General features: G+C 46.9%; 7 protein-coding genes and 1 pseudogene. 7 read left to right on the top strand and 1 reads right to left on the bottom strand.

The window, feature by feature from the left end:
* The 4 genes and pseudogenes from ACTXGO_RS04715 to ACTXGO_RS04700 form a co-directional block, all read left to right on the top strand.
* Positions 1-703 (top strand): annotated as a pseudogene (locus tag ACTXGO_RS04715) (hypothetical protein); the annotation flags it as partial.
* Between the two features lie 485 nt (positions 704-1,188).
* Positions 1,189-5,652 carry a glutamate synthase large subunit gene (gltB, locus tag ACTXGO_RS04710; protein WP_443543220.1) on the top strand — a complete coding sequence of 1,488 codons (4,464 nt, stop codon included), beginning with the start codon at positions 1,189-1,191 and terminating at the stop codon, positions 5,650-5,652.
* A gap of 118 nt (positions 5,653-5,770) precedes the next feature.
* On the top strand, positions 5,771-7,192 hold the full coding sequence (locus tag ACTXGO_RS04705; protein ID WP_443543218.1) for a glutamate synthase subunit beta: 1,422 nt from the start codon (positions 5,771-5,773) through the stop codon (positions 7,190-7,192).
* 130 nt (positions 7,193-7,322) lie between these two features.
* The gene (locus ACTXGO_RS04700; protein ID WP_443543216.1) at positions 7,323-8,567 is read left to right on the top strand and encodes an FUSC family protein; all 1,245 of its coding nucleotides are present in this window, start codon (positions 7,323-7,325) and stop codon (positions 8,565-8,567) included.
* A 110-nt stretch (positions 8,568-8,677) separates the two neighbouring features.
* Here ACTXGO_RS04700 and ACTXGO_RS04695 read toward each other — a convergent pair whose 3' ends face one another.
* Positions 8,678-9,820 carry an ABC transporter substrate-binding protein gene (locus ACTXGO_RS04695; protein WP_443543214.1) on the bottom strand — a complete coding sequence of 381 codons (1,143 nt, stop codon included), beginning with the start codon at positions 9,818-9,820 and terminating at the stop codon, positions 8,678-8,680.
* Positions 9,821-10,076: 256 nt separating this feature from the next.
* On the opposite strand from ACTXGO_RS04695, the gene ACTXGO_RS04690 reads away from it, so the two are divergent.
* The 3 genes from ACTXGO_RS04690 to ACTXGO_RS04680 form a co-directional block, all read left to right on the top strand.
* Positions 10,077-10,925, top strand: coding sequence for a 3-oxoacyl-ACP reductase (locus ACTXGO_RS04690; protein ID WP_435949678.1), 849 nt, complete (start codon positions 10,077-10,079; stop codon positions 10,923-10,925).
* A 96-nt stretch (positions 10,926-11,021) separates the two neighbouring features.
* Positions 11,022-11,279: a hypothetical protein gene (locus ACTXGO_RS04685; protein ID WP_443543210.1), complete on the top strand. Its 258-nt coding sequence runs from the start codon at positions 11,022-11,024 to the stop codon at positions 11,277-11,279.
* A gap of 323 nt (positions 11,280-11,602) precedes the next feature.
* A partial coding sequence (locus tag ACTXGO_RS04680) for an AbgT family transporter (RefSeq protein WP_443573500.1) occupies positions 11,603-13,020 on the top strand: 1,418 nt, incomplete at its 3' end.

Genomic DNA, 13,020 nt, shown 5'->3' with positions numbered 1-13,020 from the left:
TGAAAATGACGTGATTGTCAGTTATTTAGAGGGCCGCAAAGATCGCGACAAATTCTCCTACTTTCGCTATCGCGACGAAGATGATCAACTGCGCTACATGCTCACTTATGGACTGATGAGTAGCCCGCAAGAAGCGGCAGGTGCGGCTAAACTGATCGATTTTAAATTGCCTGCCAATGTTCGCGTGATACCTGAAGAGATCAATCGCTATGTCAGTATTATCGATAATTATGAGCGTCCAGGCCCTATCAAAGATCTAAGTACTAAGCGCGCCCGCTCCGTTAAATTAAAACGTACAAAACGTGAAGTGCCGCCGCCTCAGCGCGAGCAGGCACCTGCTCATAACAACACAGACTCGAGCAATGTGTCGATCAATCAAGAGCCAAGTAATAGTAGCCCTACCCAGAGTATTCGTGAAGTGGAGAATACCGATTCTACCCTATCAGTAGATGAGGAGCGCACTGTTGAGACAGAAGGTGCAAGCAATAATAAACCAAAAGCTGAGCAAAATAGTACCAAGCCTGCACCAGCTGATGTGATTACTGCACCTAAAAAGCCTCCTGTCGTACCGACGCCTAAGCCGCCGCCTGCCAGTAATACTACCGCGGCACCTGTCAATAATAGCAACAGCAAAGCGCCAGCAAAGAGCGATGCAAGAAGCGAAGATAGTATCAAGGCGTTAATAGAAGAAAAGAGCGAATAAAAAACAGTCAAATAAGCAGTATGTACGTTAGACGACGTACGTACTGCTAAATAGTCTTGGACACTACGCACTATTCGTTCACCGCTAATAACCTCTAGTTATGACTTAGCAAAAAAGACTAGATTTATAGTTATGCATTCATTAAAATAAAGAGCACTAAAATTAGTAATATAAAGAAAGGTTTACCCTTAAATGTGAATAAAACCATATCTTTATGTCTTACCGGTCAAGGGTTTTTATCAGGCCGCACAGTTTGATAAGCTATAATGACGTTCAAGCTTTATGTATTTGCAATAGTAGTCAAAGAATGACAATCGCTTACTGAACACACAAGACTTTGGCTTATATAAATACATTTACAGCGCATCACGCCATTTATTAATTCGGTTATAAGAATATTACCTGCCAGCCCGTTCTGCCTTCGGGCATCCGCTTATGATCCGCATTGGATGCATGAGCTGTCTGCTTACTTAAAAGGACAAGCTATGTCGATGATTTCCTCCCATACACATTTGGCGACGCCAGATGACTTCTCTGATAACTGTGGTTTTGGTTTGATTGCTCATATTGAAGGGCAAGCCAGCCACGACTTGGTCAAAACGGCCATTCATAGTTTAAGCTGTATGACCCATCGCGGCGGCGTTGCGGCTGACGGTAAAACGGGTGATGGTTGTGGTCTTTTACTTGCCAAACCGATTGAATTTTTTAAACAAATCGCAACTGAGCAAGCCTTCGCTATTAGCGATAACTTCGCTGTCGGTATGGTATTTGTCAGTCTCGATGAGACCAAAGCTGTGCACAGTCAGCAAGTACTCGCTGAAGAAATTGAAGCGCAGGGACTTAGAGTTGCAGGCTGGCGCGATGTACCTACTGATTTGGATATTGTCGGTGAAATTGGCCGTGAGACATTGCCTGACTTTAAGCAGATATTTGTAAATGCTACTGACACGTTAAGCCCTGATGACTTTAACCGTAAACTGTTCGTTGCTCGTAAAAAAGCAGAGCAGCGCCTAAGTGATGATGAGCTGTTTTATGTTTGCTCATTGAGCTGTCAGACGATTATCTATAAAGGTCTGGTCATGCCCTCAGATCTGCCCGCGTTCTTTTTAGATTTGCAAGACACGCGTTTGGCATCGCATATCGTCGTTTTCCATCAGCGCTTTTCGACCAATACGTTGCCGCGCTGGCCTCTAGCACAGCCGTTTCGTTACTTGGCTCATAATGGCGAGCTCAACACTATCACAGGCAATCGTAACTGGTCTGAAGCACGTACGCCAAAGCTAAAATCAGATAAGCTGCCCAACCTAAACGAATTGACCCCGCTAGTAAATAGCACAGGGTCTGATTCCTCAAGCCTTGATAATATGCTTGAGGTATTGATGTCAGGCGGTATGAATCTGTTTCACTCGATGTCTATCTTAGTGCCACCAGCATGGCAAAATGTTGATAGCATGGATATGGATCTGCGCGCGTTTTATGAGTTTTACTCGCAGCATATGGAAGCATGGGATGGGCCTGCTGGTCTTGTGATTCAAGATGGTCGCTACGCGGTTTGTATGCTTGATCGTAACGGTCTGCGTCCTTCGCGCTGGGTGACGACTAAGAACGGCTATATCACCGTGGCCTCTGAGATTGGCGTTTGGGATTACGATCCCAAAGACGTGCTGGCAAAGGGACGCGTCGGTCCTGGTCAAATGCTGGTCATCGATACATTGACCGGTCAAATACTCGATACCAAAGCCATAGCGACTTTACTTAAAAAAGCTCACCCCTACCGTAAATGGCTACGCGAGGAGGCGACGCGCATTCGTGATGACGAGCGCTTAGAAGAAGAGTTGGCTGCCAAAGCTTGTCGCGGCGATAGCCTTAAAGCACTACAAAAAATGTATCACATCACTAATGAAGAGCGTACCGAAATCATCCGCCCTAACGCTGAAAATGGTCAAGAGCCAGTCGGCTCAATGGGTGACGATACGCCAATGGCTGTGCTATCACAGCAGATACGCCATGTGGGAGACTTTTTCCGTCAGCAGTTTGCTCAGGTCACCAATCCACCGATCGATCCGCTACGCGAATCTATCGTCATGTCGCTACAGACTTGCCTTGGCGCGCAGACCAATGTGTTTGCGCCATCAGCCAAAGACGCGCACCGCATTGTACTGTCATCACCAGTGCTTTCAGCGAGCAAAATGCATCAGATTGAACATTTAGAGGACGGCGCCTTTAAGATGGCGCGCATCGATCTTAACTACGATCGCAATCTGACACTATCAGAAGCTATTGTTGCTATTTGTGAGCAAGTAGCAGCCAAGGTGCGAGCAGGCAACACCTTGATTGTCTTATCAGACAAAGCAATTGACGCAGGCAAAGTACCTGCTAATGCGATTATGGTCACAGGCGCAGTACATCATTACCTCATCGCTCAAGGCATTCGTACCGATGCCAACCTAATTATTGAAACAGGTCTTGCACGAGATTCGCATCATATTGCAGTACTAATCGGTTTTGGTGCAACATGCGTCTATCCGTATTTGGCGTATGATGTTATCGATGATTTGGTCGCAACTGGAGAGCTATTGGGCGACCCTATTCAAGCGCGGGTTAATTTCCGTAAGGGCTTGAATAAAGGCTTGCTCAAAATCTTATCCAAGATGGGCATCTCAACGATCGTCTCTTATCGCGGCGCGCAGTTATTTGAAGCGGTTGGTCTGTCTGAGGAAGTGGTTGCCATGTGCTTTAAAGGCGTGCAAAGCCGTATCAAAGGCGCAACCTTTGAGGACTTAGCCGCTGATCAAGCCGTACTCGCAGCCAATGCCTTTAAACGCCGAGCGCCACTCGATCAAGGCGGCCTGCTCAAGTTTGTCTTTAATAAAGAGTATCACGCCTTTAACCCTGATGTGATCAACAGCTTGCATACCGCCGTTCGTACAGGGGATTATGAGAATTACCGTCAGTATGCAGATATTGTCAATAATCGCCCCGTCGCCACTTTGCGTGACTTGCTACAGCTCAATACCAGTAACAGCATCGATGTCGAAGAGGTCGAGGACAGCGCGTTAATACTCAAGCGTTTTGACTCCGCTGGCATGTCTCTTGGTGCGTTATCCCCTGAGGCGCACGAGTCAATAGCGATGGCGATGAATACTATTGGCGGTCGCTCAAACTCAGGTGAGGGCGGCGAGGATTCAGTACGTTACGGCACTTTGCGTAATTCAAAGATTAAACAAGTGGCCTCGGGTCGTTTTGGGGTGACGCCCGCGTATTTGCGCTCAGCTGAGGTTATGCAGATCAAAGTGGCTCAAGGCGCAAAACCTGGCGAGGGCGGTCAGCTGCCAGGCGGTAAGGTCAACGCTTTGATTGCTCGTCTGCGCTATTCTGTACCAGGGGTGACGCTAATCTCGCCGCCGCCGCATCATGATATTTATTCTATTGAGGATTTAGCACAGCTCATATTTGATCTTAAACAAGTTAATCCTGATGCGCTGGTCTCTGTCAAACTCGTCTCGCGCCCAGGCGTGGGTACAATTGCCACAGGCGTTGCCAAAGCTTATGCTGATCTGATTACCATCTCAGGCTATGATGGTGGTACAGCAGCGTCACCGCTGTCATCTATTCATCATGCAGGCTCGCCGTGGGAGCTAGGACTTGCTGAAACTCAGCAGTCGCTACGAGTCAATGGCCTGCGTCATAAAGTCCGCGTACAGACCGATGGTGGTCTCAAGACGGGACTGGATGTCGTCAAAGCGGCCATATTGGGTGCTGAGAGCTTTGGTTTTGGTACCACGCCGATGATTGCCGTAGGTTGTAAGTATTTGCGTATTTGTCATTTAAATAACTGCCCAACAGGGGTGGCGACGCAAACGGCTAAACTACGCGATGAGCACTACATTGGCGAAGCTGAGATGCTAATCAACTTCTTTAAGTTCGTCGCAACAGAGACGCGAGAGTGGCTAGCGGCGCTTGGCGTACGTAGCATGGAAGAGCTGGTCGGGCGTACTGACTTGCTCGATGTGTTAGAAGGCAATACGGATAAACAGCGTCATCTTGACTTATCACCGTTATTATTTAGTCACCCTGCCAGCAGCGGTATGCCGCAGACTTGTCAGGTCGAGCGTAACGAGCCGTTTGATAAAGGCTTGCTTGCTGAGCAAATGATTAAAGATATGATGCTCGCTATCCGTAAAGGCACGGGCGGGGATTACAGCTATTACGTTGGCAATTGTGATCGCTCTATCGGCGCGCGTATTTCAGGCGAGATTGCGCAGGTTTGGGGTAATCTTGGCATGAGTGATATGCCAATTAAGCTGCATCTGACGGGTACCGCAGGTCAGAGCCTTGGCGTCTGGAACGCAGGCGGTCTCAATATCGAGCTTGAAGGTGATGCCAATGACTATGTCGGCAAAGGTATGACTGGTGGCGAGATTGTTATTTATCCGCCAAAAGACTCGAGTTTCGCCGCGCAGGATACGGCTATTATAGGTAATACTTGTCTATACGGCGCGACAGGCGGCAAGCTCTATGCTGCTGGCACCGCAGGCGAGCGCTTTGGTGTACGTAACTCGGGCGCTCATGCAGTCATCGAGGGCACAGGCGATCATTGCTGTGAGTACATGACAGGCGGTATTATGACTATCCTTGGCAAAACAGGTCTTAATTTTGGCGCAGGTATGACAGGCGGTTTCGCTTACGTGCTCGATATGGAAGGCGACTTCTTTGATCGCTGTAATCATGAGCTGATTGATCTCAACCGCATCTCAAGTGAGCAGACTGAAGGCCACCGTATTCATCTGCAAAAGGTCATTGAAAACCATGTCAATAAGACAGGTAGCGCTTGGGGCCGAACCATACTAGCTGATTTTGAGCATTATGTTCGTAAGTTTTACTTGGTCAAGCCTAAGGCTGCCAGTATCGCAAACTTACTCAAAACGACCATGGCAGACCCGCAGTAGTCGCGTTATTTTGAGTACAAAAGACGCTTCAATGTTTTAAGCAGGCAGATGACTTTTATCGCATCTTTATTAACCGAAAACGATTACAGTCATCGCCCACTAATCAAGAGATTTTATCATGGCAAAACGCTTAGACAATAACTATCAGTTTATCGAAGTACCGAGGCTTGAGCCGACCAAAAAAGACATCGTCACCCGAGCAACAGAGTTCGTTGAGATCTACAATCCTATCGAGAGTGAGTCAATCGCTCAGCAGTCGCATCGTTGTCTTGAGTGCGGTAACCCTTATTGCGAATGGAAATGTCCGGTACACAACTACATTCCCAATTGGCTCAAACTTGCGACCGAAGGACAGATCTTTCAAGCCGCTGAGCTATGTCATCGCACCAATACTTTACCTGAGGTATGCGGGCGCGTATGTCCGCAAGATCGTTTGTGCGAAGGCGCTTGTACCCTCAATGACGGCTTTGGCGCAGTCACTATCGGTAATGTTGAGAAGTACATTAACGATACTGCCTTTGCTCTTGGCTGGCGTCCTGATATGTCCAATGTCGTCTGGACGGATAAAAAGGTCGCCATTATCGGCGCGGGGCCTGCTGGCCTTGGCTGCGCAGATATCTTGGTGAGAAACGGCGTTAAGCCAGTACTTTTTGACAAGCGTCCTGAAATCGGTGGCTTATTAACCTTTGGTATTCCAGAGTTCAAGATGGAAAAAGACGTCATGCGCAATCGCCGCGAGATCTTTGAAGGCATGGGTATGGAGTTTTGCTTGGAGACAGAGATTGGGACTGATGTCAGTATCGATGAGCTTATGCAGGATTATGACGCGGTATTTATGGGTATGGGCGCTTATACTTATATGCGCGGCGGTTTTGCTGGTGAAGAGCTAGAAGGCGTTCATGATGCTCTTGATTTTTTGATCGCTAACGTCAATCGCTGCAACGACTGGGAGAAAAACCCAGAGGAATATATTGATCTCAAAGGCAAGCGCGTGGTGGTGCTCGGCGGCGGTGATACGGCGATGGATTGCAACCGTACTAGCATTCGTCAAGGTGCCGAGCAAATTGTCTGTGCCTATCGCCGTGATGAGGAGAATATGCCAGGCTCGCGCCGCGAAGTCATTAACGCGCGTGAGGAGGGCGTTGAGTTTTTATTTAATCGTCAGCCGACTGAAATTATTGGCTTAAATGGCAAGGTGAATGGCGTCAAAGTCGTCACTACGCAATTAGGCGCGCCTGATAACCGTGGTCGCAGTCGCCCTGAGCCTATTCCAAATTCAGAAGAGATCATCCCCTGTGATGCAGTCATCTTGGCCTTTGGTTTTCGCCCAAGCCCAGCAGATTGGTTCGAAGGTCAGCAAGTGGCGATGAGTCAATCAGGACTTGTCGTTGCGCCAGAGGAGCAAACCTTTAAATTTCAAACCAAAAACCCAAAAATATTTGCAGGCGGGGATATGGTTCGTGGTTCTGATTTGGTCGTAACGGCGATTTGGGAAGGACGCGAAGCGGCTGAAGGTATCTTGGACTATTTGGAGGTCTAAATATCAGGCCTGAGTTCACCCTAACGTCTTTTATCTATAAAAAGGTAAAAGGCGTTATTTTTATGGTCAAGTTAGACGTAGATAGTAGATAATGTCTATTACAACCTGTCATGACAAAAGAGTATCCCGCGTGAAACCGACTATTTGGCAACGGGTCACCGCCCCTCTCGTTGAGCCGTATGCCCGCTACCAACATGCTGATGTACTGCACGCTATACGTTTGGGCACAGCAGTACTAATAGCGCTGATATTAAATGAATTCACGCGTCTGCCACATGGCGAGTGGACGACCATCACCGTGTTTGTCATCTTGGGCTTGTTGCAATATCAAGGCGCTATTTATACCAAAGCCAAAGAGCGAGTGCTCGGCACTTTGCTTGGCGTAGCTGTTGGTTTGGTGTTTTTGTGGCTTAGTCAAGATATGGGCGCTTGGTTATGGCTGTATTATATGTTGATTGGCATTATCAGCGGCATTATTGGTTATGTAGCAGTCAAGCAGCTCGGTTATATTGGACTATTAACAGGCATCACTATGCTGATGATTGTCTCAAGTCCTGATCAAAGCAATATCACCCAGGACGGGATGTTCCGCGCTGTTAATATCTTGATTGGTACGCTAGTGGCAGTCGCGGCAACTTTAGTACTACCGCTCAAGTCAACCTTGATGTGGCGGTTCTTATTGGCGACCAACCTTGAGGCCTGTAGTGACCTGTACGCTGGAGTCGGTGATCATGTCGGTGCTGATACGCTGGTTCATCAAACCTTTGAGCCCATTACGACGTCCATTACGAAGACCGATCCGCTAAATCTCACCTATAGCGCAAACAAAGTGGTAGATATACCCGTTGATGATACTTTACCCAAAGCACTAAAGGTGATCAATAAGCGTCTGCTAGCTGTCCGCCCGCATATGGCAGCTACTATGAGCGAGTCAGGTATTGACAAAAAAACTATCGAAACCATTCAGCGCACTCATCGTAATATCATTGGAACGATTGATCTACTGCTAACTGCCGCGCCGCGTTTGGCCAGTATTGAGATCGATGAGGATAATCATATTTTGCTCAAGCACTATCAGCACGAGCTGACGCATGCCATGCAAAACATAGCCGCAGTACTACGTAGCCCAAGCGATGAGTCGTTCCGTGCGATTACGCGTATCGAAGTCTCAGAATACCCAAGCGTGCAGCATCTAGCCTTTGAGTGGCAAGGGTATTTTTGGCTAACACAAACCTTGCAAATACAATTGCAGCGCTTGAGTGATCTACTCGAAAAAACCAATGCGCAGTGGTTTGCCGCTTCAGGTCTTAGGTATCAGCGCCGCGAAAAACGTCGTATTGAAGCGCATGGCGGCGAGACTGATCTGCATTTATAATTATTGACCCTTTAACCTTTTGTCACTTCTGTAAAAAAGCGCTACCGATTGCTCGATAGCGTTTTTTTATCGCTGAATAACTAGCGCAGCGATTAATGACAGTGCAGCGATTAACGACCTGTCTTTAGCATATCCCAATACTGCTGATACACTTGCAAGGCGTCGTCACCGACGTCTTCTTGAAACTCCGCTTTGGCAAGCACTTCTTGAGAGGGGTAGATCGTTGGGTTATTGCGTACGCCTTCATCCATCAGCTCACGTGCAGCGCTATTGGGTGACGCATAACCAATCTCTTCGCTGACGATTTTGGCATTCTCAGGACGCAATAGATAATCGATGAATTGATGCGCGGCGTCTACTTGTTTAGCGTTCTTGGGAATGACAAAGTTATCCATCCAAAGAATAGCGCCCTCAGACGGATACTTATAAACCAAGCTGGTCAGACCTTCATCATTCGCCATGACCGCTTCACCATTCCACGTCATACCTAGATTGGTTTCGCCTTCGATATAGGGCATGCGAGTGGCATCAGAATTAAAAGTTTTGACGTTGGGCATGAGCGTGGTCAGCTTCTCATAAGCGGCTTTGATCTCATCAGGATTGCTGCTATTGCCTGAGTAGCCAAGGGTCAATAGCGCCATACCGAATACTTCGCGCACGTCATTGGTAAGCATGACCTGATCTTTATACTCAGGCTTCCATAAATCATTCCAGCTATTAACGCTGGCAGGATCGACGCTATCACCGTTGATGGCAAGGCCAGTGCTGCCCCACATATAGGGAATCGAGTATTTGTTGTCTGGATCGACTTTTGTATTAGTGAATGAGGTATCCAAGTTGCTAAAGTTGCTTAGTTTTGACTGATCTATCTTTTGTAATAGCCCTTCGTTTGCCATTTTTTCGACATAGTACGTTGACGGTACGGCAAGATCATACTGACTTGAGTCATTGAGCAGTTTGAGCTTGGCATACATTGCCTCATTGGAGTCAAAAGTGGTGTAATTCACAGAGATACCTGTCTCAGCCTCAAAACCATCCAAAATCTCTTGCGGCATATACTCAGACCAGTTATACAGATTGAGCGTCACATCACTACTCGGCGCGCCGTCGGTGGCAGCGGTATCTGAGTTGCTACAGCTGGCAAGTACCAAAGCAACGGCAGCACTAAGCAGCAGTTTCGACATTACTGTACGTGTTGAGCGTTTGGTGGCTTGCATGGCGGTATTGGTGTTCAAGGCAGAGAGTTGAGTCAAAATAGTGCTCCTAAAGTCAGACAAATAAATATTGAGACACGTAGCAAGTATCAGCAATGATACTGTTATGGTCATAACTTAACGTGTTTTAAAGGGTAACGATAAAATCAGCTATTTTCAACAGGCTTTGATTAAATGTCAGGCTATAAGGTAAAAGATGGCATAAAAGAGAAAGCCATGAGTTATGATATGATTGCTAACCTTTTACCAATCTTTGATTTTTCTACTTTTGGTTTTTACCATAAAGGATACTCTTATGGCTCAGACGCAACCCACTATGACTTCTCAATCGACTATGATTTCGCAGTCGACCGTTTCTCAACTGACAATGCCGCAATTGTTGACGGATAAGGTAGTCATAGTTACTGGTAGTAGTCGCGGACTTGGCGCAAAAATCGCGCAGCAAATGGCCGCTGCTGGCGCTCGTGTATGCGTCAATTATCTGAGCAGTAAAGACGCCGCTGATAAAGTCGTCGCCGACATTATATCAGTAGGCGGGCATGCTTTTGCTTATCAAGCAGATGTCACTGAGCTGGCAGAAGTCAAAGCCATGGCAGAGGAGGTCAGCAAGCGCTATGGGCGTATCGATGTTTTAGTCAATAATGCTTTGCCTCACTATCAGTTTGACCCAAGTGCTGACTATACCAGTATCGAAACCGTAAAATGGGCGCATTTTTCACAGCAAATCGATGGTATCGTCAAAGGCGCGGTCAATACCGTACAAGCGGTACTGCCGCAGATGAAAGCGCAGCACATGGGTAAGATTATCAATATCTCAACCAATCTAATCTATAACCCAGTAGTGACTTACTATGATTACACCACAGCCAAATCTGCGCTGGTTGGACTAACGCGTAACTTAGCAAGCGAGCTTGGCCCGCATGGTATTCGAGTTAATTTGCTCGCAGGTGGTCTCCTAAAAACGACGGATGCTAGCAGCCTCACGACTGAAGCAGTCTTTGATTATATCGCCACCACCACGCCGCTACGTCAAGCCACCTCAGTTGCTGATTTTGCTAATGCAGTACTGCTGATGGCGTCTGATTTGAGCGCAGCAATTACTGGACAATCTATTGCCGTTGATGGCGGTTTGACGATGCCTTAGAGTCTCAAGATTAAGAAGCTTTGAGAGCTTAAAATACTAACAACAAAATCACTAACAACCAAAAGTATCTGGAACCGATATTTAAAGAGAAATACTATGAACAACCGCCAACGCGCAGGCATACTCACTGCCATAATTGGGCTTATCGCTCTAATTGCCCTGCTTAATGCCAGCACGTCCGCCTCTATTATCAACTGGCCGATGGAGGCCTACTTAGGCACTGTATTTACCATTGGCTGGCTAAGCGGCGTGCCTGATTGGTTGGCTTATATCTTAGCCATTGTGGTTTTTATTGTGGTCATCGGCATAGGGTATAAGCTTGGCAGTTGGCTCTATGGATTGGTGCGGGGTTAAGAGTTATTTGATAATTAGTATGCGATGTATAAAAAATTACTGATTAAGCGCTGCTTTAGGACTTATTGACACTACACGCACGTAATTTAAAATCATTTTTTTAATAAGGGTAAACTAAATTAAAGCTTAGTTTGCCCTTTTTTAGTAGTGTAACTTTTTTGGAATAAATGACATATCGGCGCACAATCCTGCTATCGACTGTAAGCATTTGTTAGCAAGTCAAAAAAAGTTTGTTTCTAATTCCCAACTATGTTTCAATCGCAATCTTTGTAAGATTTTAATACTTTTATCAAATATTACATATTCCGATGGGAGCGTAGGTTATGAAGGGAAGTCATTCGCCAAATGATAACTTGGACACTATAGAGCACAGCTCACGTATGCAGCGGTTTTTAAAAGGGGTGGAGTGGTTAGGTAATTTGTTACCACATCCTGTTATTTTATTCGTTTGGATGTCAGTGTTGTTATTGCTGCTCTCAGCTGTCATGTCGTACTTTGGCGTATCAGTCATTGACCCAAGACCAGAGGGCACCAGTGGACGCAGCGCTGATGGCATGATTGAAGTCGTCAACTTGTTGAACGCTGAGGGCTTGGCTCGCATCGTCGAAAATCTGGTGACTAACTTCACTGGCTTTGTGCCGCTGGGTACGGTTCTAGTTGCCTTGCTCGGTGTCGGTATCGCTGAGCACTCAGGCATGATATCGGCTGCGCTGCGAGGTCTGGTCATGAATGCCCCAAAAAAGATGGTGACCTTTACCGTGGTATTTGCCGGTATTATGTCGAACACGGCAGCTGAGCTAGGTTATGTAGTACTGATACCACTAGCAGCAGTGATTTTTCACTCGTTAGGCAGGCACCCATTAGCCGGTCTAGCAGCGGCATTCGCTGGGGTGTCAGGCGGTTATAGTGCTAACTTACTATTAGGAACAGTGGATCCTTTATTATCAGGGATTACCCAAGAAGCGGCGCGTATCATTGACCCAGCTTATATCGTTGGGGCAGAAGCCAACTGGTACTTTATGATCGCCAGTACCTTTTTGATCAGTGGTCTAGGTTATTTTGTCACCGAAAAAATCGTCGAGCCAAGCTTAGGAGAATACAACCCTAAAGATGCTGATGATGCTTCGGTACTCGAGACGCAAATCGAAAAAGTCTCCGCACTTGAGAAAAAGGGTCTACTATGGGCCGGTATCAGCATGCTCATATTCTGCTTGTTGCTAGCATGGACCATCATTCCTGCAGACGGCATCTTGCGTAACCCAGAGACGGGTCTGGTATCAGGGTCGCCATTTCTAAAAGGCATTGTGGTCTTTATCTTCGTATTCTTTGCGATACCAGGTTATATCTACGGTAAGATCACGGGTAGCATCAAGAGCAACCAAGATGTCGTCGACGCCATGAGTAACTCGATGAGCTCACTGAGCATCTATATTGTTTTGGTGTTCTTTGCTGCGCAGTTTACCGCGTTCTTTAAATGGTCAAACTTGGGATCGGTAATGGCGGTATCTGGCGCAACTTTCTTAAGTGATGTTGGCCTAACCGGGCCGTTGCTTTTGGTTGGTTTTATCCTGATCTGTGGTCTGGTCAACCTTATGCTCGGCTCGGCATCAGCACAGTGGGCAGTGACAGCACCTATCTTTGTACCTATGCTAATGCTCACAGGCTATGCGCCAGAGATGATTCAAGCGGCGTATCGTATCGGTGACTCAACCACTAATATTATCACGCCGATGATGAGCTA

The organism is Psychrobacter sp. T6-1, assembly GCF_052258445.1.
The sequence above is the reverse complement of the archived record's forward strand: the minus strand, read 5'-3'. Positions and strand labels throughout refer to the sequence as shown.

What these genes read in the sequence shown, in the direction of transcription:
- ACTXGO_RS04690 (WP_435949678.1), top strand. Translation starts at nt 10,077, where the DNA reads ATGGCTCAGACGCAACCCACTATGACTTCTCAATCGACTATGATTTCG.
- ACTXGO_RS04705 (WP_443543218.1), top strand. Translation starts at nt 5,771, where the DNA reads ATGGCAAAACGCTTAGACAATAACTATCAGTTTATCGAAGTACCGAGG.
- gltB (WP_443543220.1), top strand. Translation starts at nt 1,189, where the DNA reads ATGTCGATGATTTCCTCCCATACACATTTGGCGACGCCAGATGACTTC.
- ACTXGO_RS04685 (WP_443543210.1), top strand. Translation starts at nt 11,022, where the DNA reads ATGAACAACCGCCAACGCGCAGGCATACTCACTGCCATAATTGGGCTT.